The sequence below is a fragment of the Neobacillus sp. 114 genome (genome assembly GCF_030127045.1).
Classification (GTDB): Bacteria; Bacillota; Bacilli; order Bacillales; family Cytobacillaceae; genus Neobacillus; species Neobacillus rhizophilus.
On the sequence record NZ_CP126144.1, the window covers coordinates 4,600,393 to 4,626,686 of the forward strand.

25 protein-coding genes and 1 other RNA gene are annotated in these 26,294 nt (G+C 40.9%); 7 read left to right on the top strand and 19 right to left on the bottom strand.

The window, feature by feature from the left end; genetic code table 11:
* Positions 1 to 4 precede the first annotated feature (4 nt).
* The 8 genes from QNN06_RS22425 to QNN06_RS22465 form a co-directional block, all read right to left on the bottom strand.
* Positions 5 to 1,930 (bottom strand): ATP-dependent DNA helicase, encoded by a 1,926-nt coding sequence (locus QNN06_RS22425; protein WP_284035973.1) that lies wholly within the window; start codon positions 1,928 to 1,930, stop codon positions 5 to 7.
* Positions 1,931 to 1,976: 46 nt separating this feature from the next.
* Complete coding sequence (locus QNN06_RS22430; RefSeq protein WP_217033506.1) at positions 1,977 to 3,122, bottom strand: THUMP domain-containing class I SAM-dependent RNA methyltransferase; 1,146 nt, start codon at positions 3,120 to 3,122, stop codon at positions 1,977 to 1,979.
* Between the two features lie 157 nt (positions 3,123 to 3,279).
* Positions 3,280 to 3,672: RNase P RNA component class B (gene rnpB, locus QNN06_RS22435), an RNA gene on the bottom strand.
* A gap of 80 nt (positions 3,673 to 3,752) precedes the next feature.
* Positions 3,753 to 4,055 carry a cell division regulator GpsB gene (gene gpsB / locus QNN06_RS22440; RefSeq protein ID WP_213120405.1) on the bottom strand — a complete coding sequence of 101 codons (303 nt, stop codon included), beginning with the start codon at positions 4,053 to 4,055 and terminating at the stop codon, positions 3,753 to 3,755.
* 137 nt (positions 4,056 to 4,192) lie between these two features.
* Positions 4,193 to 4,753 (bottom strand): SLOG family protein, encoded by a 561-nt coding sequence (locus QNN06_RS22445; protein ID WP_284035974.1) that lies wholly within the window; start codon positions 4,751 to 4,753, stop codon positions 4,193 to 4,195.
* Positions 4,754 to 4,874: 121 nt separating this feature from the next.
* Entirely contained in the window at positions 4,875 to 5,240 is a 366-nt protein-coding gene (locus QNN06_RS22450; protein WP_213120403.1) for a CotD family spore coat protein, read from the bottom strand.
* Positions 5,241 to 5,616: 376 nt separating this feature from the next.
* The gene (locus tag QNN06_RS22460) at positions 5,617 to 6,885 is read right to left on the bottom strand and encodes a ribonuclease H-like domain-containing protein (protein ID WP_217033508.1); all 1,269 of its coding nucleotides are present in this window, start codon (positions 6,883 to 6,885) and stop codon (positions 5,617 to 5,619) included.
* 14 nt (positions 6,886 to 6,899) lie between these two features.
* On the bottom strand, positions 6,900 to 9,179 hold the full coding sequence (locus QNN06_RS22465) for a DEAD/DEAH box helicase (RefSeq protein ID WP_284035975.1): 2,280 nt from the start codon (positions 9,177 to 9,179) through the stop codon (positions 6,900 to 6,902).
* A gap of 140 nt (positions 9,180 to 9,319) precedes the next feature.
* On the opposite strand from QNN06_RS22465, the gene QNN06_RS22470 reads away from it, so the two are divergent.
* Both QNN06_RS22470 and QNN06_RS22475 read left to right on the top strand, forming a co-directional pair.
* Positions 9,320 to 10,018: a Crp/Fnr family transcriptional regulator gene (locus tag QNN06_RS22470; RefSeq protein ID WP_217033511.1), complete on the top strand. Its 699-nt coding sequence runs from the start codon at positions 9,320 to 9,322 to the stop codon at positions 10,016 to 10,018.
* A gap of 223 nt (positions 10,019 to 10,241) precedes the next feature.
* The gene (locus QNN06_RS22475) at positions 10,242 to 10,736 is read left to right on the top strand and encodes an Hsp20/alpha crystallin family protein (RefSeq protein ID WP_213120399.1); all 495 of its coding nucleotides are present in this window, start codon (positions 10,242 to 10,244) and stop codon (positions 10,734 to 10,736) included.
* Between the two features lie 50 nt (positions 10,737 to 10,786).
* Here QNN06_RS22475 and QNN06_RS22480 read toward each other — a convergent pair whose 3' ends face one another.
* Positions 10,787 to 11,149 (bottom strand): YppG family protein, encoded by a 363-nt coding sequence (locus tag QNN06_RS22480; protein WP_249366895.1) that lies wholly within the window; start codon positions 11,147 to 11,149, stop codon positions 10,787 to 10,789.
* 65 nt (positions 11,150 to 11,214) lie between these two features.
* On the opposite strand from QNN06_RS22480, the gene QNN06_RS22485 reads away from it, so the two are divergent.
* The 3 genes from QNN06_RS22485 to QNN06_RS22495 all read left to right on the top strand — a co-directional run bounded on the left by QNN06_RS22485 (position 11,215) and on the right by QNN06_RS22495 (position 12,164).
* Positions 11,215 to 11,394, top strand: coding sequence for a hypothetical protein (locus tag QNN06_RS22485; RefSeq protein WP_213120678.1), 180 nt, complete (start codon positions 11,215 to 11,217; stop codon positions 11,392 to 11,394).
* Positions 11,395 to 11,513: 119 nt separating this feature from the next.
* Positions 11,514 to 11,726: a YppF family protein gene (gene yppF, locus QNN06_RS22490; RefSeq protein ID WP_213120398.1), complete on the top strand. Its 213-nt coding sequence runs from the start codon at positions 11,514 to 11,516 to the stop codon at positions 11,724 to 11,726.
* Positions 11,727 to 12,041: 315 nt separating this feature from the next.
* Entirely contained in the window at positions 12,042 to 12,164 is a 123-nt protein-coding gene (locus tag QNN06_RS22495; RefSeq protein ID WP_284038012.1) for a hypothetical protein, read from the top strand.
* Positions 12,165 to 12,526: 362 nt separating this feature from the next.
* Here the strand turns inward: QNN06_RS22495 and QNN06_RS22500 are convergent, their stop codons facing one another.
* The 3 genes from QNN06_RS22500 to QNN06_RS22510 all read right to left on the bottom strand — a co-directional run bounded on the left by QNN06_RS22500 (position 12,527) and on the right by QNN06_RS22510 (position 14,687).
* Entirely contained in the window at positions 12,527 to 12,901 is a 375-nt protein-coding gene (locus tag QNN06_RS22500) for a DUF1798 family protein (RefSeq protein WP_217033514.1), read from the bottom strand.
* Positions 12,902 to 13,093: 192 nt separating this feature from the next.
* The gene (locus QNN06_RS22505) at positions 13,094 to 13,366 is read right to left on the bottom strand and encodes a hypothetical protein (RefSeq protein WP_213120396.1); all 273 of its coding nucleotides are present in this window, start codon (positions 13,364 to 13,366) and stop codon (positions 13,094 to 13,096) included.
* A gap of 343 nt (positions 13,367 to 13,709) precedes the next feature.
* Positions 13,710 to 14,687 (bottom strand): DUF2515 domain-containing protein, encoded by a 978-nt coding sequence (locus QNN06_RS22510; RefSeq protein ID WP_284035976.1) that lies wholly within the window; start codon positions 14,685 to 14,687, stop codon positions 13,710 to 13,712.
* A gap of 189 nt (positions 14,688 to 14,876) precedes the next feature.
* Here QNN06_RS22510 and recU point away from each other — a divergent pair, with 189 nt between their 5' ends.
* Positions 14,877 to 15,491 (top strand): Holliday junction resolvase RecU, encoded by a 615-nt coding sequence (recU, locus tag QNN06_RS22515; RefSeq protein ID WP_213120394.1) that lies wholly within the window; start codon positions 14,877 to 14,879, stop codon positions 15,489 to 15,491.
* 36 nt (positions 15,492 to 15,527) lie between these two features.
* Complete coding sequence (locus tag QNN06_RS22520; protein WP_217033517.1) at positions 15,528 to 18,092, top strand: transglycosylase domain-containing protein; 2,565 nt, start codon at positions 15,528 to 15,530, stop codon at positions 18,090 to 18,092.
* A gap of 126 nt (positions 18,093 to 18,218) precedes the next feature.
* Here QNN06_RS22520 and QNN06_RS22525 read toward each other — a convergent pair whose 3' ends face one another.
* The 7 genes from QNN06_RS22525 to dinG all read right to left on the bottom strand — a co-directional run bounded on the left by QNN06_RS22525 (position 18,219) and on the right by dinG (position 25,648).
* Positions 18,219 to 18,575, bottom strand: a complete 357-nt coding sequence (locus QNN06_RS22525) for a YpoC family protein (RefSeq protein WP_284035977.1) — start codon at positions 18,573 to 18,575, stop codon at positions 18,219 to 18,221.
* Entirely contained in the window at positions 18,568 to 19,230 is a 663-nt protein-coding gene (gene nth, locus QNN06_RS22530) for an endonuclease III (protein WP_213120391.1), read from the bottom strand. Before nth ends, QNN06_RS22525 begins: the two co-directional genes overlap by 8 nt.
* 67 nt (positions 19,231 to 19,297) lie before the next feature.
* Positions 19,298 to 19,996 carry a DnaD domain-containing protein gene (locus QNN06_RS22535; protein ID WP_213120390.1) on the bottom strand — a complete coding sequence of 233 codons (699 nt, stop codon included), beginning with the start codon at positions 19,994 to 19,996 and terminating at the stop codon, positions 19,298 to 19,300.
* A 123-nt stretch (positions 19,997 to 20,119) separates the two neighbouring features.
* Positions 20,120 to 21,307 carry a pyridoxal phosphate-dependent aminotransferase gene (locus QNN06_RS22540; protein WP_284037968.1) on the bottom strand — a complete coding sequence of 396 codons (1,188 nt, stop codon included), beginning with the start codon at positions 21,305 to 21,307 and terminating at the stop codon, positions 20,120 to 20,122.
* A gap of 29 nt (positions 21,308 to 21,336) precedes the next feature.
* A complete protein-coding gene (locus QNN06_RS22545; protein ID WP_284035978.1) occupies positions 21,337 to 21,813 on the bottom strand; it encodes a cell wall elongation regulator TseB-like domain-containing protein in 477 nt (158 codons plus the stop codon).
* Positions 21,814 to 21,952: 139 nt separating this feature from the next.
* The gene (locus QNN06_RS22550; protein WP_284035979.1) at positions 21,953 to 22,801 is read right to left on the bottom strand and encodes a ComEC/Rec2 family competence protein; all 849 of its coding nucleotides are present in this window, start codon (positions 22,799 to 22,801) and stop codon (positions 21,953 to 21,955) included.
* 48 nt (positions 22,802 to 22,849) lie between these two features.
* Entirely contained in the window at positions 22,850 to 25,648 is a 2,799-nt protein-coding gene (gene dinG / locus QNN06_RS22555; protein WP_213120387.1) for an ATP-dependent DNA helicase DinG, read from the bottom strand.
* Between the last annotated feature and the right edge of the window lie 646 nt (positions 25,649 to 26,294).

Genomic DNA, 26,294 nt, shown 5'->3' on the forward strand with positions numbered 1-26,294 from the left:
TTCCTTACCCTTCAATTGCTTTAGTCGGCAATACTTCTTTTATCTTTTGCAGTACATCTGGTTCTAGAGGTTCTTCCAACAGGATATGGACAGTGCCTTGATCCTGTTCACTTCTTATCAGCCGGCCCACTCCTTGCCGTAATCTAAGCAACATGTAAGGAAGGTCCACCTCATTAAATGGGTCAGCCATTCCTTCCTTTTTGGCCGAAAAAACGGGGTCATTCGGCGGGAAGGGCAGTGAAAAAATCAGGACATTTTCCAGTGAGCGGCCGGGGATGTCAAGACCCTCCCATAGATGGATGGAGCAAAGCACCGAATTTTCCTCATTTTGAAACTTGGAGACTAGTGTGCTAATCTCCTTATCACCTTCAAAGTAGATTGGAAACTGCTGCTCATCTTTAAGCTGTTCCTTTAAATTCCTCATTTCATCACGATTATTTAAAAGAATAAGAGCCCGCCCTTCTGTCAATCTGACTTTCTCGATCACATAATCGATTTTTTTATTGATGGCATCTTGTTTAAAAGATGGCAGGAATACCTTCATTTTCTCGTCATAATCAAATGGGGAAGCAACCGAACAGGAAAGGTAATCATCAATCCCTAAACTGGACGCGATATAATCAAAAGATTTCTGATTGGACATGGTGGCGGATGAGAAGATATAAGGCTTTTTCTGTGAAAATACCTCTTCCCGCAAAACCTCCTCCACCATTTTCGGCATGATGACAAGGGTACGCTCACCACTGCTTTCTTCCAGCCAAGTAATTCCATTTATCTCTTGAAGGAAGAGTGATAAGGAATACGTGATTTGCTCCAAGTATTCCTCAACAATTTTTAAATCATATTCGTTGATAACAAACATTTCACTTTCAAAGACAAGTTCCTCTTCCAATGACTGCAATGTCGAAAGAAGTTTGCGGCAATTTTTCATAACCAAAGGGTGCCTATGAATGATCTCTTTATCAGATCCCATTGCGGGTTGTGAAAACTGTGCAAGGCAATCGAAGAATTCATCATTATCCACAAGCGCTTGTTCTATCGTATAAAGTGTTTTTTCGCGGACTTCATTTTCCATCAGTCTGGTTAAGAGTGTATCAAGTGTGTAATCTGTAAACCGGTAGCTTAGCGCCTTTTGTGCCGCATATTCAAGCAAATGCCCTTCATCAAATACCACTGATGAATGTTCCGGCAATAGCGGCAGCTGGCCCTCCCGTTTTCGGGCCTCTTTTGTCCAAACATGCTCCATATAAAAATCATGGGAACAAATAATTATATCCTTTGCGTGCCGATAGAATTCACGGTGTAAGGTGAGACCACAACGATGGCGCTTTTCACATGAGAAACAGTCCTGGAGCTTATCCCAGCTGACAGTTTGCCATACTTCATCGGAAAGAGCCGGATAGTCTCTTCTGTCGCCGTACTTTTCAAATTGCAGCATGGAACCTTCCATATGGACAAAATCAGGAAGATTCTCATAAATATCAAGAACGTCATCCGAAAAATGACTATTCCTGCCATTCTCGAGCTTTTTTAAGCATAAGTATTGATCCTGCGATTTGGCCAGACGGACATCGATTTGCAAATTAAGAGCTTGCTCAAGCTTGGCGATATCTCCTTCCTTCTTTACCAGCTGCTCAATTAATGTCTCATCAGCACAGGCAATCACAGCCGGCCGGTTTGTATAACGGGCATACATAATGGCATAGAGCAAATAAACGATTGTTTTGCCTGTCCCTACTCCGGCTTCAGCAAACATGACCTTTTTCTCTTTAAATGCTTTTTCAAGCTGAAAGGCCATGTAGATTTGTTCATCGCGGATTTCAAACCCGGATTCCGGCAAAATGTCATAGAAGACGTCACCAATCCATTCGCCTAACTTATCATAAAATGTTTCTGTTTTCGAAACTGTAAATGGCATGCGGCTTTGCATCCTATCCCTCCAAAAAGAAAAGCGTCAAAAGACGCTAAATTATTTCTCAATTATTGTTATTTTGCCTTGGCTGCCTTTTTCCCCAGTATTGGTAATAATCTGTTTTGATAAATCCGTTGAACAGCTTTCGTTTCTTTGTGGCCGGCTTGCCATATAGTTGTTCGAAATCCTCGTTTGAGGTCAAGATGTAAATCGACCAGGTATCAAGCGGGCTAAAGGCTTTGCCCATTTCCCGATACATTTGCTCCACTTCGGCCTTTTCTCCCAATCTTTCTCCATATGGCGGATTGCCGATAATCACACCGTATTCCTTTTTCGTTGAAATATCTTTTACCTGCATTTGTTTAAACTGAATCAGGTCGCCAAAACCTGCTTCGAAGGCGTTTTCCTGTGCCATTTTGACCATCCGATGATCAATATCCGAGCCGCTTATATCAAGCGGTGTATCGTATTTTGCCAGGTCCTCTGCCTCTGTCCTAACTTCATCCCAAACCCTTGAAGGCATCCAGTTCCAGCTCTCGGAAACAAAATCCCGATTAAAACCAGGTGCGATATTTTGGCCAATCAGGGCAGCTTCGATTGGAATCGTTCCCGACCCGCAAAAAGGATCGATAAAGGGACGGTCTGACCGCCAATTGGTCAGCAAAATAAGCGCCGCCGCCATTGTTTCCTTTAACGGGGCAGCCCCTTGGTCAGCACGATAGCCCCGTTTATGAAGGCCGGTGCCGCTCGCATCAATCGTAATAGTGGCGGTATCTTTTAACAATGCGACTTCGATCCGGTATAAAGCCCCATTCTCGTCAAACCAGGTTTTTTTATACTTCTGTTTCAAACGTTCCACAATGGCTTTTTTAACGATGGCCTGACAATCAGATATACTAAATAGCTTCGATTTCACAGATTTTCCAAGCACCGGAAATTCAGCATCCTCTGGTAAAAACTGCTCCCATGGAAGCGCCTTTGTTTTTTCAAATAATTCATCGAAAGTATACGCCTTGAATTCGCCGACTATAATCTTAATCCTGTCTGCTGTGCGGAGCCATAAATTACTCCTGGCGATGGCATATTCATCCCCGCTGAAGATTACCTTTCCATTATCCACCTGACAGTCGTAGCCAAGCGCCCTGACCTCCTGAGCGACAAGCGCCTCCAACCCCATGGCTGCGGTTGCTATAATTTGATATTTTCCCATTCTTTCACCCTTAATCGTTTATGTATCAATAATTGTAAAGTTTGATTTCCCAATATCATTATGGACTAAAAACAACCTCCGGATTCAGTTAACAAATAAAAAGCCCTCCCGTTTAAGGAGAGCTGTTCATTTCCATCAAAACTATCCATTAATAACGTTCTATAAGCCATGTTCTGTACCTCCGTACTGCAAACGACTTACAAGTCTCGTACTGAGGCGGTAATCATCTATCTACAGATTCACGTGGAACCTGTCCTTCTCCTCGTTGATTTCCGATAGAGAAAGTGCCCCTACCATAATTTGGGTTTCTCGCTCGTGGGGTTTACCCGTTCCACCCTCCTCATTTCTAAGGAGGTAATCGTCACTGTGGCACTTTTAAAGGTACTCCTACCATATCCTAAGGACTTAGGTATTTTCCCAGCCGTCAACCGAATGAGCTACCCGGCTGCCCTAGCTTATGAATTCGCTAGGCACGAACACTACGAGCATCTCAGCTCGTGCGAGCATGGACTTTCCTCTGCAAGAAGACTTGCAGCGATTACCCGAACGTCATTAACGTTACATTGTCTATTATATGTATATCGTTCAGCATTATCAATGGTTATTCAAAGGAAATGAGGGTATTATTTGTTATTCGTAAAGCTTGCTGCCGAATACATGCTTTTCAAGATTAGACAGGCGCTTTAAAATATCAAAATTGGTTGTCCCAGCAGGCTGTGCTGCAGGTTGCCTTTTTGCTGTATCTTCCAGCTGTTTGCGAAGCCTTAGATTTTCTTGCTGAAGATCTTCTATTTCCTGATGGAAAGTACCATAATCTTTAATAATCAAATCTAAAAACTTATCAACATCTTCTTGTCTATAACCACGTACGCCAGTTTTGAACTCTTTTTCCAAAATATCCTTTGCAGTTAGTTTCACTTTATCTGACAGCATTCCAATCACCTCAAGTTTAGCCAATCATTACCTATTATTTTTTCAAATATAAGCGGTTTTGTCAATTTTCATTTACAGTAAAGTAATTCAGCAGACATTATATTCTATTTAGTATATTCTAAAATATTCGAGCAGGATTAAAAATCAGACTGTTTAAGCTGTTCTTCTTCGACAATCACCTGCAAATCATAAAAGGTAATCAGCTCAATCGAATAGGGATGATTTTTTTGATAAACGACAGCTAGTTCGTATAAATATTTTGGACTTCCTTCCTTTTCCTGGTCATACAAGAGTAGAAGGCCATCACTCTTTTCAATAAAAAATTGATTTTTCAATCGGAATTGCCACGGTTTTTCATAGCCTTTTTTCGTAACTGAATCAATAAAATCCGCTTGCATGAGAACAGATTCGTACCATTCCTTATTGTTTTCATTCCAAGATGCTTCTTGATTAAAAAAAGGAGTGATAACGGCTAACTTCAAATCCGGAAATTCCTCCTGCAGGTTAAAAACAGTTTCAGCTGCCCAAAGCTCCACTCCTAACTGTCCGCTGATCAGTACCCATTCCAGTCCATCTTCAAGCATAGGCAACAGCGATTTTTTGATAGCCGCTTTAATAAAATTTGCCGATGGATGATCTTTTTTAAAAATCCCTAATTCAAATGGTTTATATCCAGAAATGGCTAATACCTTAAGCAAAAACATTCTCCTCAATGAAAAAATTTTTAAAAAGGGACAAACATTTTATTACCATTAGCATATTATAAAGTAACAAAATAAAAAACAAGGGCTAAAAGCCCTTGTAAGATTAGTCAAACTTTTAAGGTCTAGGTCCCATATAAGGTCCAGGTCCAAAACCAGGTCCAGGTGCGCCAAAGCCAGGGCCTGCCATACCATAACCCGGCATATTCGGCATTACATTTGGCATCGCATTTGGCAATACGTTTGAAACAGGCATTACTGCTTGCGGTGCACAAGGGTTGCAGCAGTTGATGTGCTGGTGACATACATCCTCACAGCATGAAGATGATTGCGGGCAATAATGTTTATGCTCAAACATATGGTGATTCACAGTAGTTGTGTGAACCGGATGAATATGGGGCACCACCGTTGCAGAAAAAGTATGGTTCACAATGTTCGTCGTCGGATGAACCACCGGCGGGGCAAAATTAGTTCCAAGAAACATATTAAGCTCTCCCTTCTTTTCTTTATTCTGTTTACATTAACAGCCTATGAAAAAAGGGTTACTCTTGTACTAAGGAAAACACCTATTTTTTATAATAATACCGGCTTCCTTGGGTTTATATCCTTATAACATAGTATAAAAGCTATCTTTCAAGCTTGTAAAAACAACAGCAGTTAAACAAACAACAACGAAAAATAAAAATAAAATTGCTTTATACATCCTACCCACTCCATAAAGTTTTTGCGCTTTTTTTACACAGCACACAATTTATAATTTTACCTATTAAGACGACAGTAAACAATATGGAATTTCAAATTTTTTAATCAAATTGTGAACTTTTTGTTACATATTTTTAATAACCCTTAAATAAAGAAATTTAACGTGGGCTTTTAGCTATTTTTCGATTCAAACGCTCTTTTCGTGCTTGTAGCTGTTCCATTGAAGCATCCCTTGAAAGATTATGGAAACTAGGGGTTCGCTCACTTATAATGATAGCTTGGCTACAGTATTGAAGAGCTGATTCTAAATCTTTTAATCTATGCTCATAGATTTTAGCCAATTCAATACATGCATCAAGAGCAAGACGCCCCTCTCCAAATTGGACAACCTCAACAAACAAATTTCTTGCTTTGTCCCATTCCCGGTCTTTTTTATGCTGAAACGCAAGAGTAAGCTTTGCTTGGCAAGCTGTAACATCCTGCCCGTCTGTAAGTTTGCCGAGCACTTTCTCTGCTTCATCTTTTTCACCGATAGCCGCAAACCAGCGGCCTACTTCAAAGGTTTCCATTCTGGTGGAGTCGTGGTCTAATCCGCATAATTGAAAGGTCAGATGTGTATACAGAGTGACAAGCGACAATATATCAATTTCATTATGCTTGAGTATGCCAATCATGCCATCGGGCTTTTTGTTTTCAACGAAGTCAAAATAAATCATCGGAGCTAAAAATCCCGGAATATCGTCAACCCTTTCTACCCCGAGAACCTCTTTTTCCACTACTGCTAATTTCAACCGTTCTAATTTGTGCTTCCAGAGTCTTTTGGCAGCGTGAAACAAGTCGAAATGACCAAAAGACGGAAGCCTTGGAACATGCTCTCTTACAAGCGTATGTCTCGTTTTGACCTGCGGCCAGTCAAAGGCTTTCCCATTATATGTGACAAGTGTCCGATAATTAATCTTTTCCAGAAAGCTTTGGTATAGCGGGACCTCGGCCCCGGGATTTGGGAGGATATGCTGTCTTAAAATCAACTCTTCTCCCTCAATGCTGGCATACCCCAATAAGAAAATGGTATTGCCCGTCCCGCCGCCGAGCCCCGTCGTTTCTGTATCGAAAAAGAATAATTCTTCCGCCTGAAATCCTTTAGCAGATAATGGATGAGCGGCTGATTGCTGGTTCCAGGTTTCCATTGCCGTCAGAAAATCACGAAACCGATAATGGCCGTGCCTTTGATCAAGCGGATATTTTACCTCTCTTATTAAACAGAAGTTTTCGTCTAAATAATAAGGAGAAACATGTTCTAGCTCCCATTGCTCTTTGTAAGGTATCTCAACGGACATTTCTACTGAAGAGGGAACAGCCCTTTTTTCTGAAGAATTCCCCGTCGACAAGTGGGGCTTTAAGCGATTCAATTTATTTTTTAAAGACATCCTCGCACTCCCCCTTACCGTGATGATGCTTCTAAGAAGGCATCAAGAATCATTAATGAATCATGTTTCGCTTCATCGCCAACTGCATCCGTGCCAATGCATGATGGACACCCTGATTCACATTGACAGCGATCAATCATTTTTTTACTTTCCAGCAAAACCTCTGCCATCCCTGAATATATTTTTTCACTTAAGCCAATTCCGCCAGGATAGCGGTCATAAAAAAAGATGGTTGGCTTTTCATTATGGTCGGCCTTAACCTGCGGAATGACATGAATATCCTGCGGATCGGCCATGACAAACAAAGGCGCTATCGACCTAAGTGCATGGGCCGCCCCAACAAGTCCTTGCTCGAGCCGGACAGCCCCCAATTCTGAAAGCGCCCTATTAAGCGAAATCCACGCGGCATTCGTATGAAGTTCCTCTTCCGGTAGGTGAATCGGACCGGAACCGATATTCTCATGAGTTTCGAATTTAATTTTTTTAAAAATGGTCGCCATAGCCCTGACGCTGACATCTCCATAACCAATTTCCGCTTCATTGACCGGCTGCAGTTTATCAACCTCAAGTACCTTTAATTGAACCGCTAAATTGGCATCTGTAAAATAATCAACATCCACCTCACGGACAAATGCCTTTTTTTCGTCCCAATCCAGTTTTTCCACTTGAAATTGAGTGCCTTGGTGCAAATAAATGGCCTCATCGTGAAGCAGAGTCATTGCCGAAAAACGGTCCATTTCCCCGATGACCTTTACACTAGCAATATCGGTTTGGTCGACAATGATGACATTTTCTTGTGAAGCGGACCTCAGGCTGATATTGTGGGCCGGAAAAGAGTCGTTCATCCAGTACCATTTTTCGCCGTTCCGATATAGAACCCGCTCTTCAGTTAAGTATTCCAAAAGCTCCTCAGTTCCCACATTACTGAACTTTTCGTCAGCCTTAAATGGTAGCTCGTAGGCGGCACATTTCATATGGTCAATCAAAATGATCAAGTTGTCCGGATTAATCCGTGCTGTTTCCGGGCTTTTATTGAAGAAATAATCAGGATTTTGAATGATATATTGATCCAACGGACTCGAGCTTGCCACCATGATGACAAGAGCCTCTCCATGCCGTCTCCCTGCTCGTCCGGCCTGCTGCCAGGCACTAGAGATGGTTCCGGGATAACCTGTCATAATACAAACCTGAAGTTGTCCAATATCAACACCAAGTTCAAGTGCATTCGTACTGACAACACCGTAAATTTCCCCGGAACGCAAGCCTCTTTCAATTTTCCGCCGTTCTGTGGGGAGATAACCGCCGCGATACCCCATAATTGATTTGCTGCCCAATTCGTGTTTCACCAGTTCCTGGAGATACGTTAAGATAATTTCAACTCGTACCCTGCTTCTGGCGAAAACAATCGTTTGAATTTTGTTTTTTAACAGTTCCCCAGCAATTTTCCGAACCTCAAGAGTGGCACTTCTTCTAATGTTTAATGGTTTGTTGACAATTGGCGGATTATAAAAAACAAAATGCTTTGTTCCGCTTGGTGCCCCGTTGTTGTCAATCAGCACCATGTTTTCCTCGGTAAGGTTTTCCGCCAGTTCGAGAGGATTAGCGATCGTCGCAGATGTACAAATAAATACAGGATTGCTTCCATAGTAATGGCAAATCCGTTTTAGCCTCCTAATCACATTTGCCACATGACTGCCAAAAACGCCACGGTACGTATGAAGCTCATCAATCACGACAAATTTGAGATTTTCGAACAAAGACACCCATTTTGTATGGTGGGGAAGGATGCCCGAATGCAGCATATCAGGATTTGTGATGACAACATGGCCTGCTTTTCTGACCCGCTGGCGGATATTTGCCGGCGTATCTCCATCATACGTATAGCTGTTAATATCCATGCCGGCCGCTTGGATAATTTCGTTTATTTCACTTTTTTGATCCTGGGCGAGTGCCTTGGTCGGAAACATATACAGCGCTCGTGTGCTCGGGTCATTTAATATAGATTGAAGAACTGGCAGATTGTAGCAAAGCGTTTTTCCTGATGCCGTGGGTGTAACTGCCACAATACTTCTTCCTGCCATCGTCGCTTCGTATGCTGATCTCTGATGGGTATAGAGCTCGTCTATCCCTTTTTGATTAAGTGCTTCATGCAATAGCGGATGTAAATCCCTAGGACATGTTACCGTTTGGGCTTCTTTCTTGGGGAGTGTATGCCACGCAGCGATATTATCTTTAAAATCCTCATTTACTTTAATATCTGAAAGGATGGCCTGCAAATCTTTTTTCAACTTCATCTAGCTCACCTCATTATTTCTATTTTACCGAATAAACGTTCGGAGAAAAAGAGGAAATTAATATTTTACAATTACCTTATTTTTATTCGGCAACATTTTGTTACAATAGAGATATATCGAACGAAACTGAAGGTGATGTAATGAAGATCGATGAAATTAAAAGGGTGCTTTCCGAATTTACTCTCTTTCGCTCTTTAAACGACACGGAATTATCCAAAGTTACCGACATTGCGATTGCAAGAGAATGGAAGAAAAATAGCCATGTTTTTCATCAAGGTGATCCGCTTGAAAATGTTTATTTCATTTATGATGGAAAGCTTAAAATTTATAAAAGCGATGTAAACGGGAAAGAACAAATCGTGGCCATTATGAAAAAAGGGGAAATGTTTCCCCATGTGGGCTTTTTCCGAAAAGGAGACTATCCGGCCTACGCTGAGGTTCTAGAGTCTTCAACCCTGATTGCCGTGCCGATTTCCAAGTTTGAAAATGTTCTGATTGAAAATCCGGAGCTATGCATTAAGGTATTTAAAGTACTTGGTGAAAAGATCGTCGACCTGCAAAACCGGCTGGAAGAGCAAATTCTCAATAATACCTATGAACAGATTGTCAAGCTGTTAATCCGCCTCGCCCAAAAGCACGGTAAAGAACAAGAGGATGGTACTATATTGTTAAAATCGGAATTTACCAATAAAGACCTAGCCAACATGATTGGAACAACGCGCGAAACCATCAGCAGAACGTTGACAAAAATGAAAAAAGACGAATTAATCGAAGTCGATGAAGAGGGCGACTTGATCCTCGATATCGAAATCCTTATGGAAGAAATTCATTTAATTTAAATGAAAACTCGCTGATTGGCGAGTCCGTTAGGACGGTTCATGAGGCGTAGTTGAATTTATGCGTTAGGAAAGTGTAAATTTGGAAAAATTCATACTTTCCTATTAGCTAAGACTAACCACCACCGCAGATTATCTGCGGTGATTTTTTTGCGGAAAATGGGCACCAGGTCGGGACTAAACGCATATGATATCGTGTGAAAAATTGGAAAGTGAGGGTTTTAGGATGTCTTCTAATCTTCCGAGTGATAAGAATCATGAGAAAAAGCCTGTTTCCGAACCGTTCAGTCATTTAATGAAATCCATGAATGATTTTTTCATGGAGAAACCTATTAGAGGATTCTTGCAGTCCGTCGATGATTTTTTCAAAACACCTTTTCCGTTTGATGGCGGCGGAGGCTTCCATGTAGAAACTGTTGAAAGAGAAAATGAATATATAGTGTCTGCCGAACTCCCCGGTGTCAAAAGAGACCAAATCCATCTTAATATCACCGGAAACTACTTAACCATATCTGTTGAGAATAAGGAATTAGAAACCTCAGAGGATGAGCGAAATCAAATTTATCAGCGCCGTTTTGTCAGACAGCAAACCGCAAGAACCATCTCCCTGCCTCATATGATTAATGACAGAAAAATTAAAGCCTCCTACCGGGACGGATTACTACAAATCCGCATTCCACGCGAAAAAGGAAAAATTATTGAAATTGACGAGCAAGAATAATAATTTTCCATATTATATAAAAAAGACGGCAAGGCTTGCCGTCTTTTTTATTACGCTTTAAAAATACCGCTAAAGTTTTTTACTAAGGAAGAAACCTGCGTTACCGCATTCACCATCTGGCCCGCTGTATTCATCATTTTATTAAAATCAACTGAGCCATCCTGTGATTTAAAGGAATTCATTAAGGACTGCATACCGCTTGGCTGTTTTGGTATAAAGCTTTGTTTAGGATAAGGATTCATAACCGGATATCCATTCATTGGCACATATGGAGCGGGATACATATCCTCCTTTGGCTGCAGGGGATTCTGAAATAGGAATTGCGAATCTTTTTGCGGATACTGGGAGTTTTGATGGTTCATATTCTGTGCATTATAACCTTGCTGATAGGCCGGCCCCATTGGCTGGAACATGCTTGGATGATAGCCTCCTTGCGACTGGAAAGTGTTCCAGGTCTGATTCTGGACAGGAGGCTGATATGGAAAAGCTTGATTTCGCATTACTAAATGCCGGTTCCATTGTTGGCCAACTGGACCATATTGCATCATTTGTCCCGAATATCCATTATGAAAGATGGTATTTGGTCTCATTTTTCCAAACACGGGCAAACATCTCCTCCGTATTTATCTCTGCTTCACATTATGAAAAAAAAGCCTAATTGGTGATTCAAGGAAATGTCAAAATTTCAAAGATTTTGTCTAAAGTTTAAATTTTTGAAAAAATAATAATCTCTTAATTTCATGTTACGATAGTAAAAATGATGAAGGAGGAGTAGAAATGGACATACGCGAAATAAAAGTGAGATTTAGTCAAAGCCGTGATTACACCACTGATGATGTTAATGCACTAATGGATTTTGTTAAAAAGGCCTATATCTTCAATGAAATTAGCATTAAAGAATATCGCAATCTTGTCCGTGAACTTGAAAATCAAGGTGCGGTGCCCCCAGAGGCAGCGCAGGAAAACTCCCTCATCGAACATAATGGATAGACTAAAAAAGAGATGCTTACGTCGCATCTCCAGGCTGTCGAGAAACTATCGGCAGCCTTTTATTTTACTCATATTATTTAATGATTAACCGCGTTAATTCGTTATAATATTATTATAGGCTTTTCAACAAGTCTGTTGATTGGCGCTCCAGGCACTTCGCGCACCTTAGGGCGTGCCGGGGAGCCTCCTCATCGCTTCGCTCCTGCGGGGTCTCCCCTGCCCCGTACTCCCGCAGGAGTCTTCGTGCCTTCCGCGCCAATCAACAGGTGTATTCTATTAAGTCATTCAACTCCAATAAAATAAGTGGTGAATTTAATGTTTAAGCCAAAAGGGTATAGCCAAAGTGAATATGAATTTGTTTCTATTGAAGAATTGGTTCCAGATGACTACCTTCTTCGCTTGATTCACAAATATATTGATTTCTCGTTTCTTCTTTAAAAAGTTCGTTCTTTTTTAAAGAGAACAGGCCCTTTTAACTGCAGCCTGCCAAAATATGAAAAAAAGATTGCAACTCACTTATCAAGGTTGGAAAAATGTGTGCTGCAATACTAAGGTTGATTTGCCTCCCTGTTGATTGGAGCGGAGGGCACTCGACTCCTGCGGGATATAGAGGTCACTGGAGACCCCGCAGGCGCTTTCAGCGCCGAGGAGGCTCCAGGACCTCCCCGCGGAAAGCGAGGCCACTTCGCTGCAATCAACAGGCCAGTTAGCAGGGATAAACATTAAAGGTTGGTAATTTAGGTTGGGACTAAATGAAAAATTACTAAGAAAAATCCGCTTTCTCGACAATCTGAAGATGCTTACGTTGCATCTCTTTTTTCTTTATTCACTTCTTTTAAAACTTCCGTCAGAAAAAATTCGACTGTCCGCTGGGCATTTAGAAATCTTGATTTGCTTGTTTTCGGAAAGAAAGCCTGGATGGAGAGCTGTTCGATATGTTCTGAAACGGATTCGACTTGCTGAATGCGGATATGTTTTAATGGAAAGTTTATAAGCCATTTTTTCATCTCCTCTTTCCACTCTCCGTTTATTGAGTTAACCTTATTGGCAAATGGCTTTATCACCTCATCAAAATTTTGTTCACTCCCCGTTTCTCTTGCTTCCTGAAAATGCCTCAAAAATTCTTGATTGAATGATAATAATTCCCTAGTTAAATGCTCTATTTCCCTGTCCAAGAATGCACACTCCCTTCCCGTCAAAATAAATGAAAACTCGCCGACTGGCGAGTCCGTTAGGGCGAAGACAGAGGCGTAGTTGAATTTATGCGTTAGGAAATTATAAATTTGTAAAAATTTATAATTTCTTATTAGCAAAAAAAGCAGCACTATTAAATGCCACTTTCAAATTTAAGACTATGATACCGAATATTAAAAACCCATTTCAAGCTTTAATGATTTTGCGGAATGGTGGGAAAGCGGATTTTGGACCATCTCTCCATTCAAAAGCATTTGGTCTGAAATTCTTTCCAATTTTGTAATTTTTTCAGCCGAATCAAGCAGTTTTTCTTGTTCCCTTTGATCAAGCTCGATGCGAAGTTCAGAAAAGGATGCTTTTAGTGCCTCGTCTAATTCTTCCAATTGATCATATATCCCCGCCAGCTTAGACAGGAGCCTATCCTTATCACTAAATGAACTATTCATTTTCTAAAACCTCCCCCACGTTTTTCCTAAAGATAATATTCGCTTTCCAATCTATGGTTCCTTCCCCCTTGACAAAACTAGAAGCATTTCGGCAAAGAAAGTGCCATTCTGGCATATTCTCTATTTTTCGTTCGACAGAATCTAGAATCGTATGAAAACCAAAATTCAGCACATGATATTAGTGGAGGTGTTTATTTTGTCTAACAACAATAAACAAAACAAAAGCCAACCGCGGCAATCTGATACAGAAAAAAGAACAGGTTACGGCGATAAAAAGTTAGAAGGACCAAACCGACCGGCTGAGTAAGAGAAAAGCAAGGAGAACACCCTCCTTGCTTTTTTCTTATTTCCATTTCTTTAAATCCAGTGCCTTTTTCAAGGAAACAAGCAGCTGCAGCTGGTGGGATTTAGCCACGTACCAATCGGTTAGGTGAATCGGGTGGCGATGATGGACTGGAAAATGCAGCCACGCGGAAGAAACTTTTCGAACTTTACTCCAATCCTGATAATCCTGCTGATGGTGCTTGATTACCGGGTAGGTCATTCTTAAGATAGGAGTAGTTCCTTCCGTTTTTATTTTGAAAAACTGTTCATAATCATTTCTTGAGCCTGTATGTGTTGTTTTTTCAGCAAACTCAAAAAAATGGGGAAATAACCTTGGCTGAAAAAGAATGCTCGCCAGCCTTTTTCCAAGATTAATCCTTTTGGATAGAGACCTAAAGCCATTCACGCTTGCTCCATATACCTCCCCGCCGCAGGTTGGGAACAACACGCAGCTAAAATGCAGCCAATCTTGAAAATTGAATATAAGTGATTGAAATACCTTTTTCTTGTAAACAGGGTGTTCAATGACCGGATTTTGAATCACATTTTGTTCATTAATGATTAGGGCGGTCATGAGCCTTTTACTATCTTCATCACGCCAAAAGCGGTGCCACTCATTTTGAATAAAGGATGAAACATGAAAATAGGGAAGTAAATGAAACAGAGGCCGGCCTAATTTCGTCGAATATTGATAGACCAATAATTGAGGGAAAACATCATGAAATATTAGCCAATTTGCCCTTTCATATGTAAAAAAAAGCTGTTTTCTGACCTGGGGGGCAAGCAGCTGCCGAAACATAGATCCTTCAAGATCGCACATATTCCAGCCGCCATTTCGGGATACCATGCTTGCCAGAAAGGACCATTGAATATCCGGATTTTCTTTAAAGTAGGAAAAATATGCATTAGTCCTTGAAATATTATCGATATTTTTTTTGCTTGTTTCGGTTTCAATTTGACGAATGATATTTTGTTCGTGTATTGTAAGGAGACTCATATTTTGTGCATCTTTCCTTCAGTTTTAATAGATTATTAGCCGCAGGCTAATCCCTTAATAAGAATGAATCATTTATTTTTATAACAAAAACGGTACAATTAATATTAGCGTTTACCTGAAGGGCTATTTTATTCACCCACTTTTTTCTGAGATTTGATATGATAGTGAGTGTCTTAAGAGGTGAAGGAAATGAGCTTTAATTATCCAAATGGAAAAAAGTATGTTCGCTTGGATCAAGAGAAAAAAGCACCTGTAAAAATCAAGAAAAATGATGCATATGGCAATCGCGGAATGACACTTGAAGAAGACTTAAACGAGAGTAATGAATATTACCGCTCCAGGAAGATGGCCGTTATCCATAAGAAACCGACACCAATCCAAATCGTCCAAGTGGATTACCCAAAGCGAAGTGCGGCAGTTATTAAAGAAGCCTATTTTAAACTTGCCTCCACCACTGACTATAATGGCGTTTATAAAGGAAAATATATCGATTTTGAAGCAAAGGAAACAGAAAATCCTACTTCATTTCCGTTAAAAAATTTCCATCCACACCAAATTACTCATATGGAAGAAGTGATGAATCAGGGTGGGATTTGCTTTGTTATCATCCGTTTTTCGCGATTTGATGAGGTATATTTGCTAGAGGCAAAGCATATGTTGGGTTTTTGGGACAGAATGATGAGTGGAGGAAGAAAATCGATTACAAAGGAAGAAATTAAACAGAACGGTTATCTCATACCGCTTGGATTTCATCCAAGAATTGATTATATTAAAATATTAGATAATCTTTTACCTCTTTATTAAAAAACAAATAAAGAGCAGAAAGGAAGGAATTTCAAAATGGCTGAGCAATACCAATCAAGAGAGGAGCGCCGAAAGAAACAGCAGTCAAACGATAAGGCCAGACCTAAAGCAAAGGCTAAGAAAGGCGGAATGGCAAAGAAAATTTTCCTTTCCCTAATCGTGCTTTGTTTTGTCGGCTTATTGGCTGGTGTCGGCACTTTCGCCTATTTAGTAAAGGACACTCCCAAGCTTGATCCAAAATTATTAAAAGATCCTATCCCTTCAAAGATTCTAGATAAAGATGGAGAGCTTATTTCCGAAGCCGGTTCAGTGAACCGGGAATATGTTACTTATAAAGATATACCGAAGCAGGTTGAAAATGCCATTTTGGCAACGGAGGATTATCGTTTTTATAAACATCATGGCATCGACCCGATTCGCCTTGGCGGTGCGGTACTCGCGAATTTCCGTGATGGCTTTGGTTCGGAAGGCGGCAGCACTATTACCCAGCAGGTTGTCAAAAACGCCTTTTTATCACGTGATAAAACCTTGAAACGAAAAGTTCAGGAAGCATGGCTTTCCTATCAGTTGGAACAAAAATATACAAAACATCAAATTTTTGAAATGTATGTCAATAAGGTCTATATCTCGGAAAATAGCTGGGGTATTGCCACTGCTGCAAAAATATATTACGGGAAAACACTTGATCAGTTGACACTTGCGGAAGCAGCCCAATTGGCAGGGATGCCGCAAAGCCCGAACAATTACAATCCTTTTAACCATCCGGATTTAGCCGAAAAAAGAAGAAATATCGTATTAAGTTTAATGTATCAGCATGGTTTTATTTCAAAGGCACAAATGGAGGAAGCTAAAAAGGTTGCCGTAAAAGATACGGTCCTTAAAGAGGAACAGCGGAAAATAAATGACAAGCCATATGATGCCTTCGTTGATGCAGTAATCGATGAAGTAAAAGAGAAGACCGATTTTGATATTTTTTCAGACGGTTTGACGATTTATACAACACTGGACAAAAACGCGCAGGACTATGTTAACGAGCTTTTAAACTCAAAAGACGTTATTCCATATCCTGATGATCAATTCCAGGCAGGCGTCGCACTTCTCGACACAAAGACTGGAGAAATCAGGGCAATTGGCGGCGGCAGAAACCAACAGGTGCAGCGCGGCTACAACTATGCCATTGATATACAGCGCCAGCCCGGATCTACCATTAAACCTGTGTTGGATTACGGCCCTGCCATCGAATACCTGAATTGGGGCACCTACCAAATGATTGAGGATAAGCCAATTACGTATTCGTCTGGTAAGAAATTCGGAAACTGGGACGGTCAATATAAGGGTCCGATGACGATGAGGACAGCCCTTCAGTTATCACGGAACACTCCGGCGGTTCAGGCCATTCAACAGGTAGGTCTGGATAATGCGATGAAGTTCGCTCTAAATCTTGGCATTCCATTAAAAGAAATATCTGAGTCCTATGCGATTGGCGGATTTGGAGGAAAAACCGTCGGAGTATCACCGCTAGAAATGGCCGGAGCCTATGCTGCATTTGGCAACAAAGGCATTTACAATAAGCCGCATGCTGTCACGAAAATTAAGCTGCGCGATGGTACCATTATTGACACCGCACCGGAACCTAAGGTGGTCATGAAGGATTCCACAGCATTTATGGTTACCGACATGTTAAAAAGTGTTCTAGTTTCTCCGGGTACGGGGACAAACGCAAAAGTCCCAGGCCTTCCAATGGCAGGTAAGACAGGGACTACAAACTATTCGGAAGAACAAAGAAATGCATGGAATATTAGTAAAAGTGCGGTACCAGATTCTTGGTTTACAGGGTATACGACCAATTATACTGCATCCATTTGGACTGGTTACGGTGACTATAAAACGCCGGTTGAGGCAAAGGGAAATAACCAAAGAATTGCCCAATTAATCTTTAAAAATTTACTGGCCCATGTCTCAAAAGGCACCCAAACAGCTGACTTTACTATGCCAAATAGTGTGGAGAAGGTCAGAATCGAAAAAGGCTCCATGCCGGCTGTGCTTGCGAGTGAATTCACTCCTGACAGCGAAGTACTCACGGAATATGCTGTAAAGGGCCATGCCCCGAAAACAGTATCCGAGAAATATAACAAGCTTGATGCACCTAGCGGCTTGGCGGCAAAATATGATCAAGATACACAAAAAATCGCTGTAACTTGGGATTATCCAAATACAGCACAACAAAATGTTCAGTTTGATATTACCGTTGATAACGGCACTACTCCAAATCATGTGGTGCAGGCAGAAAAAGGATTCCTATTTCCAGTTAAGCCGGGTGAAAAATACACTATTACCGTTCTGGCTATTATCGGAGATCGGAAGAGCGATCCTGCAACAACCACCATTGAGGTTCCACAGGCAGAAAACGATACTGAACAAGGAAATGGAAATAATGGCACTGGGGACGGAAATGGAAATGGAAACGGCGCTAACAATGGGAACGGAAATGGCACCGGAACAGGTACTAGCAGTGGCAATGGCAATGGCACCGGCAATAATACCGGCGGAGTCGTGATCCCGCCTGTCATACCCCCTGGAACTCCTTCCACCGGACATTAAATGAAAACTCGCCGATTGGCGAGTCCGATAGGACGAAGACAGAGGGGTAGTTGAATTTATGCGTTAGGAAAGTATAAATTTGCGAAAATTTATACTTTCCTATTAGCTAAAAAACAAGAGGCTGACTTAGGTCGGCCTCTTGTTTTTTTGGATAGTTTTCCGCGCATATTGTTTTTCTTGTTCTACCATGAGTTCTGATAACTGTCGATAAGAATGGTAGAGTGATGGTCGGTACTTAATAAAAGCAAATCGCTCCTCAAGATTGACAGGCATGTATTCGATACTTTCAAATGGAATAGCATCATTGTAGCTAAGTGGCAATCCATTCGTCAGAAACAAAAACCGAAGGTATAATTGAATTCCTTTATTCATCCATTCTTTAGCCCCTATTTGGTCCCTGTTTCGAAATACTTTCTCAAGTTGCTCCTGTATACTGGCCCATTCTTTAAGAATATCGGTTACAGACTCTGAAGGCTTACTCATTTACAGCAGCCTTTCCTTTCATTCGTTTCTTCCCTTCCCTGCATACGTCCAAAAGCGGGCAGCTTGGACACTGCGGGTTTTGCGCCTTGCAATGATACCTGCCAAAAAAGATTAAGCGGTGATGTGTGGCTGACCACTCCTCTTTCGGTACCTTCTTCATCAGCGTCTTTTCAACTTCCAATACAGAGTCCTTCCAACGGCAAATGCCGAGCCTCTTACTGACACGTTCAACATGGGTATCAACAGCGATGGCGGGAATGCCATAAGCAACCGAAACAACAACATTGGCTGTTTTCCGGCCCACTCCCGGCAGCTTTGTTAATTCATCCCTATCCATTGGCACTTCGCCATTATATTCCTCTAATAAAATTCGGCAAAGGCTTTGAATGTTTTTCCCTTTGTTCCGATAAAGACCGATCGAGCGGATATCATTTTGCAATTCCTCCAAAGGGACTTTTAAGTAGTCATCAGGGGTCTTGTATTTTTTAAATAGACCAACAGTTACCTTATTAACGAGGGCATCGGTGCATTGGGCAGATAAAGCGACAGCGATAACGAGTTCAAAAGGATTTGAATGATTTAATTCGCAATGGGCATCTGGAAACATTTCACCCATTGTATCTAAACAATGCCGAATTTGTGTATTATTAAGCAAGGTCTTCACCCCTCTAAATGTTTATTACAGAAAATAAACGAGTGAATTGTCACTCGTCGCTTTAAAATTATTGCTCTAACCAGTTATAGAATGGAATGGATGATGGCGGGGCATCCTCTCTTGGATTGCCTTTTTGAACTTGTTTCTGCCGGAATTTGCGGCCCTGATTTTTGGCCTGCTCAAGTGTCTTAATGCCGTTCTTCTTCCACTCAAAAAGAATTCTATCAATATAGCGAAAATTTAATTTACCTGACATGACTGCTTCACGAAGTGCGGCTTTGATAATGACAGGATCATGATGGTCATCATCCATCCACATCGCTAGAGACTCACATTCAAAAGGAGACAAAGGACGGCCAAATTCATTTTCAAAACACGTATATAAATCGGTTTCCTCCGTTTTCTTTTGATTCTCTTGTACATTCTGCGTGCTTGTTAAAAATTGTGACACGAGTCTTTCCCATAACGGTTTAATTGTGTACTTCTCGAAACGAATGCCGTCTTGCGAATATTCATCAATGATGGCAAGTAAGCCTCTTTGAATCAGCTTTCTAAGCATGTCACTGCATTCTGATATCGAAATGGTCATTCTTGAGGAAAGCTCTTCGGGGGTTGGAAAATCATTCCCTTTCTCTACAAACGTCATGATATTTAGTAACAGAACTAATTCTGCTTCGTTTAAATGCAAATTGCGATATTCGGAAAATAGTAAAGAGGGTACGGTAATGGTACCTTCTTCTAGCCAAGCTACTATATTATCTTTCATGTTAGGACACCTCCTAAAAAGTATATCACGAACAGGTGATTTCGAGTAAGAGAATTAGGCATCCTGTTTTGGTAAAGAAATCAAAAAGCCTGCAGGTCGCAGACTTTTTGATTTTACTAAAGGTTATACCCTAACTTTTGATTCTACGAATTGCTGCATGCGGGATACGGCTTTTTCTAATAAGTCTAGTGATGTTGCATAGGATAAACGGATGTTATCAGGTGTTCCGAATCCTGAACCGGGAATTACAGCTACTTTTGCTTCCACCAAAAGGGCAGATGCAAAGTCGTCGACATTGCTGTAGCCAGCCATTTCAGCAGCCTTTTTCACATTTGGGTACAGATAGAAAGCACCCTGCGGCTTGACACAAGTGAACCCTGGAATGGCAACCAGCTGATCATAGATAATTTCCAATCTTTCTTCGAATGCCTTCCGCATTTCTTCAACAGGCTCCTGCGGCCCGTTGTAAGCCGCGATGGCCGCATATTGAGCGGTAGTGGTCGGGTTAGATGTGCTATGGCTAGCGAGATTAGTCATTGCTTTAATAAGTTCAGCATTACCAGCAGCATAGCCAATCCTCCACCCTGTCATCGAATGGGACTTGGAAACACCATTAATAATAATTGTTTGTTCTTTAAGCTCCGGCGAAATTTCCGCAATCGAAACATGCTTTACACCGCCGTAAACGAGCTTTTCATAAATCTCATCAGAAACAATCAAGATGTTTTCTGCCAAGCATACCTTACCAATTTCCAAAAGCTCCTCTTCTGTATATAAGACCCCTGTTGGATTGCTCGGAGAGTTAATGATGACAGCTTTTGTTCTATTGGTAATCGCCTTTTTCAATTGTTCCGGTGTTATTTTAAAATGGTTTTCTTCCAATCCATCGATATAAACAGGAACTCCGCCCGCTAACTTAACCTGCTCCGGATAGCTTACCCAATAAGGAGTAGGAATAATAACCTCATCCCCCTCATTTAAAAGAACCTGAAACAGCGTATAGAGGACATGTTTTGCACCATTCCCGACAATAACTTCATTTGGCTTATAGGTTAAACCTTGATCTGTTTCGAATTTTTTAATAATCGCCTTTTTTAAGGCAGGAAGACCGGCCGAAGGTGTGTACTTGGTTTGTCCCTCATTCATAGATTTTACCGCAGCATCCATAATGTGCTGAGGGGTATTAAAATCGGGTTCACCTGCACCGAGTCCAATTACGTCTTCACCTTGTTCCTTCAATTCTTTTGCTTTCGCAGTAATGGCCAATGTTGTTGAAGGTGTTAAGGACAACACCCGGTTTGCCAATTCCACTTTCATTATGTTTTCCTCCTGTCTCTACCCTAAAGATTTTCAATTTCCTTCAGCCACTCGCCAGTTTCGAAATGGAGATAATAATAATTTATTAAATTATTTTCAGAACGATAATAAATTTCCCATAAAGGGATGTTCTGTTCCATTCCGAGCCGGACTGAAATGATTTTTTTGGGATTTTTTTCTTTATTCAATGTTTGAATTGCTTCCTCTTTTGTAAGGCCGCTCTTGGCCTTTCGGACAATAACCTTTTTACTCTTTTCGGGAACCCAGACAATAATCTTTTCGCCCTTGTTATTTTTCCCTTCAATGACATTAACGGTTTCTTGACCATTATAAACATGAAAATCTTCAACGCTTTTTAATGGAACCTTTTTTTTAGCATCCTGAAGAGCACGTTCTTCAGCGGTAATTAATGGTTCCATTGCACTATGATATACTTTTATCGAAACCCCGATCACCACAGCAAGTAATAAACATGCTCCAATTATAATCCACTTTTTCAATTTCAAATCACTCTTTTATGTACGATATTTTTCCTCCAATTAATTCTTGTTACTTGTTTCCTACCAAATATCATTATAACAGGTAAAAGGAAAAATGCCCTATCCTGAAACCAAGGAATCGTAATTTTTCTTTAAGTTTTTATTCTTCTTCTGTTGGGATGGTAAAAACCTCATATTTTGAATCCGTGAACTTAAGCGTCACCGATCCATGTTTTTTTGTAAAATAAACTTCAGACCAAGTTTCGTGCAGGCCTTGAAGAATATCACGATCCGGATGATATTCCTCCGGTGTAAACAATACAGAAATCTCCGGATTTAAATAGTGGATAAAATTATTTGAGAAAAAAGAAGCCTTAGCGTAATCCGGAATTTTTAAAACATGGACATCTTCAAGATTTTTTGTCAGTAATGCCTGCTCCGCCCTTTCGCTGCAGGACGACATTAAAAAGAGACGGTGATTGAAAAACTTAAGGATAAAATCCATCCCTTCGTTTTTTTCATTTCCGACAAATTGGACTTCGGCCGTCAGGTCAGGAAAAAGTGATTCTGTTGTCCCTTCTTTCCATGTTGATACCGCGGCCCGCTTTTGATCATCAAGCCCAAAGGCTGCCTGGGCTGAGATTTTTGAAGTGGTAATCAGTTTTTCAATGTTATATTTGTCAATTAGCTTATTTACTTTTTTAAACGACAGGCTATTTTCATCCGTAGTAATGATTAAGGTTTGAATGCTTTTTACATCATAAAGTTTGAGCCACTTTTCCAATTCCGCTTCAGTGTCTTGCCCCCCGACATTGACCAAAATATTCTCGTTGTTCGGCCCTTGGATTAAAGTAGCTTCCCCAGTGGAAAGACCAATAAAAGTAATGGCCATTTCGTGTTCCTTTATATTTAAATCTATATTTTCAACCTTACCTGAAATAGCCGTTTCCGCATGAACTGCTGAAACAGCCGGAAAAAATAAGGCCAATAGAATGAATAAAATTCGCATACACATTCCTCCTGTCATCTCTAGGATGTGTATTTTTTCCAAATTTTATCATAACCAGGATTGAATTATTTTGACTATTTCTTTGGCCGATTCTTTTTTTATGGTGACTGGCGGGATGGAATTTAAGAAGGCCTTTCCATATTTCGTTGTGATAATCCGCTTGTCAAAAACAATCACAATCCCCCTATCTGTTTCAGTTCGTATCAACCGGCCAAAGCCTTGTTTAAACCGTAGGACTGCTTCAGGCAGAGAATATTCAAAAAAGGCATTGCCGCCACTTTCCTCAATTATTTGGCATTTCGCCATTGTTAACGGCTCATCCGGTGAGTTGAAGGGAAGCCGTACTAAACACAGGCATGATAAATCCTCCCCTGGAATATCCACACCCTCCCAAAAACTGCTCGTTCCTAACAGAATGGCCTTTTCATAGCGCTGGAAATTTCTCGTCAACCTTGTTCTACTCCCGCTTGTAATCCCTTGGGCAATTAAAACATAGTCATCGAGAAAGCCGCTTTCTTTTATCAATTCGTACGTTTTCTTTAGCATGTCGTAAGCAGTAAAAAGAAGCAGCATCCTTCCTTTCGTCGCCTCAGCAATCGTAATGATGTGCTCGGTTATGGCAATCACAAATTCATCTAAGGAAACCGAATTGATTTCGGGCAAATCATCAGGAATAATCAGCTGTACTTGTTCCTTGTAATTAAAAGGAGAGGGGATGATTACCTTTTCCGGATTACTGGAATCAAGGCCGATTTCCTTGAGATAATAGTCAAAGGTATTATTAACGGTTAACGTTGCAGAAGTGATGACTGCTGCCTTTTTCTTTGCGAAAAAATATTTTTCTAAAGCTGCCGCTACACTGGCCGGCTGTGCGATAAAGGTTGTTATATTCTGCGGTGCACGTACATCGATTTCAATCCATTTAACATCATTGGTGTCTCTTAAAAAGCTGTTTATTACCCTGCCCCTTAATTCCTCTAATTCCATAAGAAACACATGGACTTCCTCGATCTTCCCCTCCTGCTTTCTGGTTAACCCATCCTTTTGGGCAATAATCCATTCCACCCTTTTACTAATTGCGGTATGCAAATCCTTTATTAAAAATGACAGCCTTTCCGCACTATGCACTAAAGCCATTCTTTCTTTAGAACTATCAGCTTTACTAAAATGGATTTTTGTGCGGTAATATCCATTTTTGTTATTAATCCTCTTTTTGGCAAATAGAGCAATTAATTTAAAAAATTCATCCATTTCGTACGAAAAGTCAATCATCATTTGATTAAGCTCAAATGTATGGATAAGCGGTTCCTTCGTGAAAGGATAAATAGCAAGAATCTTTTCTAATTCATAAAAAAGCTGTTCTTGTTCGTATAAACCAAATTGGCCAGCCAGCATTCTTGCAGATAGGTAATCCAAGGAGGTACCAAAGAATTGAACTGCCGCTTTTTCCAAATGATGCCCTTCGTCAATAACGGCAAAATCATATTCCGGCAAAACAGCGCCGTTCCCTTTAATATCACTTAATAATAAAGAATGATTGGTAATAACAATATCCGAGACTTTAGCCTCTTTTTTTGCTCGCAAATAAAAATCCCGTTCTTGCCAATCAGGATGTTTTGAAAAAGCGGTTTGCTCATTTTTAATTTTATTCCAAAAAAGGAATCCGCCGCTCGAAAGATTCAGTTCATCCTTATCACCGGTTTCTGTCTCGGTTAACCAAACAAGAATCTGCATCTTTGTTAAGGTGGTATCATAGTTATCGTTTTCATCAAGCAGCGACTGATGGAATTTTTCCAAACAGATATAATGGCTCCTGCCTTTTAAGAGTACAGCCTTTACCGGAAAAGGAATCATTTTTTCCAGAAGTGGCATTTCTTTTCTTAATATTTGCTCCTGCAGCTGAGTAGTATGTGTACTGACGATAATCGGCCGGTTCCGCTGTTTAGCGAAGAAGACTGCTGGCAGCAGATACCCTAACGATTTTCCTACCCCCGTTCCTGCTTCAATTAACGTATGACGCTCGGATACAAAGGCTTTGTAGACCACATCCATCATCTTAAATTGCCCTGTCCGGTTCTCAAAAGATTTAAGGCCGCTTTTCATCAGCCTTAATTTCTCCTCTTCAGCTTGAGGATAGTGGTATGCCTGGAATTCTAACGATGTTCCCGGCTGAGGCAGCACTTTTTTTATGGCGAGGTCCCTAAACACCTCAAAATCCTCATTATGTGCAGACTTTTCAGCCATGCTGTCAATCATTTCTTCAAGTAGCTGCTCAAGGTCGCTTTTTAATCCGCCGGATAACGGAAGAAGCCGCTTAAGCGTAATAAAGGGCAGCTGCTGTAAACGCTGGACCAACAGCAGAAAAATTTCCGCGGTCACCTCCGCATCACTGTCGGCTTGGTGAGGCCGATCGTGCTTGAGGTTTAGCATTTCAGCCAAATCGGTAAGTTTATATCCGTCCGCTGTCGGATATAGAATCCGCGACATTTCCACGGTATCCAAGACAGATCCGTAAAATCCTTCAAATCCGGCATGGATTAATTCCTCTTGAAGAAAGGATAAATCAAATAAAACATTATGGGCTACAAAATAAGCCCCGTCCAGTAAGGAAAAAACCTTCGCAGCAATCTCTGAAAAAACAGGGGCATTCTTCACCATTTCATCATTGATTCCAGTTAACTCTTCTATAAATATCGGAATGGATTTTTGGGGATTAATCAGTGACGAAAATTTCTCCGTTATTTGTCCATCTTCAATTACAACAGCGGCAAATTGAATAATTTTGTCGCCCTTCTTCGGAAGATTTCCGGTAGTTTCTAAATCGATTACAACAAATTTATTAGACATTTACATAACACCCCAAAGCTTCATTCCTTAAACGGTAACATAAAAAAATAAAAAATGAAAACAATTAATATATTCGCCACTCATTATAATAAAGTCCCCGTCAAAAGAAAAATCCCCCATTGAAAGGGGGACCAGGCTGTCGAAAAACTTTCGATAGCCATTTATTTTGCTCTTTTATTTAATAATTAATATATAGGCTTTTCAACAAGTCTGTTGATTGGCGCTCCAGGCGCTTCGCTTTCCGCGGGCGTGCCGGGGAGCCTCCTCTGAGCTATCGCTCCTGCGGGGTCTCCCCTGCCCCGTACTCCCGCAGGAGTCTCCGCGCCTTCCGCGCCAATCAACAGGTGTAATCAATAAAGACCTTCATCTCAAATAAAAATAAGTACCGGTTACGGGGATTGAATAATGTAAGAGTGCAGCTTCTCTCCTTACTACAACCTCCCAAAATATCAAAAAAATTGTAACACACTTATCTAGGTTCGATAATGTGTGTTACAATACTTTAGATTTTTTTGCCTCCCTGTTGATTGGAGCGGAGGGCACTCGACTCCTGCGGGATATAGAGGTCACTGGAGACCCCGCAGGCGCTAAAGCGCCGAGGAGGCTCCAGGACCTCCCCGCGGAAAGCGAGTGCCCGGAGCGGAAA

Bases quoted from the DNA above. Each gene is read 5' to 3' on its own strand.
- QNN06_RS22425 (WP_284035973.1), bottom strand. From the start codon at position 1,930: ATGCAAAGCCGCATGCCATTTACAGTTTCGAAAACAGAAACATTTTAT.
- QNN06_RS22430 (WP_217033506.1), bottom strand. From the start codon at position 3,122: ATGGGAAAATATCAAATTATAGCAACCGCAGCCATGGGGTTGGAGGCG.
- gpsB (WP_213120405.1), bottom strand. From the start codon at position 4,055: ATGCTGTCAGATAAAGTGAAACTAACTGCAAAGGATATTTTGGAAAAA.
- QNN06_RS22450 (WP_213120403.1), bottom strand. From the start codon at position 5,240: ATGTTTCTTGGAACTAATTTTGCCCCGCCGGTGGTTCATCCGACGACG.
- QNN06_RS22460 (WP_217033508.1), bottom strand. From the start codon at position 6,885: ATGTCTTTAAAAAATAAATTGAATCGCTTAAAGCCCCACTTGTCGACG.
- QNN06_RS22465 (WP_284035975.1), bottom strand. From the start codon at position 9,179: ATGAAGTTGAAAAAAGATTTGCAGGCCATCCTTTCAGATATTAAAGTA.
- QNN06_RS22470 (WP_217033511.1), top strand. From the start codon at position 9,320: ATGAAGATCGATGAAATTAAAAGGGTGCTTTCCGAATTTACTCTCTTT.
- QNN06_RS22475 (WP_213120399.1), top strand. From the start codon at position 10,242: ATGTCTTCTAATCTTCCGAGTGATAAGAATCATGAGAAAAAGCCTGTT.
- QNN06_RS22480 (WP_249366895.1), bottom strand. From the start codon at position 11,149: ATGTTCCAGCCAATGGGGCCGGCCTATCAGCAAGGTTATAATGCACAG.
- QNN06_RS22485 (WP_213120678.1), top strand. From the start codon at position 11,215: ATGGAAAAGCTTGATTTCGCATTACTAAATGCCGGTTCCATTGTTGGC.
- yppF (WP_213120398.1), top strand. From the start codon at position 11,514: ATGGACATACGCGAAATAAAAGTGAGATTTAGTCAAAGCCGTGATTAC.
- QNN06_RS22495 (WP_284038012.1), top strand. From the start codon at position 12,042: ATGTTTAAGCCAAAAGGGTATAGCCAAAGTGAATATGAATTTGTTTCT.
- QNN06_RS22505 (WP_213120396.1), bottom strand. From the start codon at position 13,366: ATGAATAGTTCATTTAGTGATAAGGATAGGCTCCTGTCTAAGCTGGCG.
- QNN06_RS22510 (WP_284035976.1), bottom strand. From the start codon at position 14,687: ATGAGTCTCCTTACAATACACGAACAAAATATCATTCGTCAAATTGAA.
- recU (WP_213120394.1), top strand. From the start codon at position 14,877: ATGAGCTTTAATTATCCAAATGGAAAAAAGTATGTTCGCTTGGATCAA.
- QNN06_RS22520 (WP_217033517.1), top strand. From the start codon at position 15,528: ATGGCTGAGCAATACCAATCAAGAGAGGAGCGCCGAAAGAAACAGCAG.
- QNN06_RS22525 (WP_284035977.1), bottom strand. From the start codon at position 18,575: ATGAGTAAGCCTTCAGAGTCTGTAACCGATATTCTTAAAGAATGGGCC.
- QNN06_RS22535 (WP_213120390.1), bottom strand. From the start codon at position 19,996: ATGAAAGATAATATAGTAGCTTGGCTAGAAGAAGGTACCATTACCGTA.
- QNN06_RS22550 (WP_284035979.1), bottom strand. From the start codon at position 22,801: ATGCGAATTTTATTCATTCTATTGGCCTTATTTTTTCCGGCTGTTTCA.
- dinG (WP_213120387.1), bottom strand. From the start codon at position 25,648: ATGTCTAATAAATTTGTTGTAATCGATTTAGAAACTACCGGAAATCTT.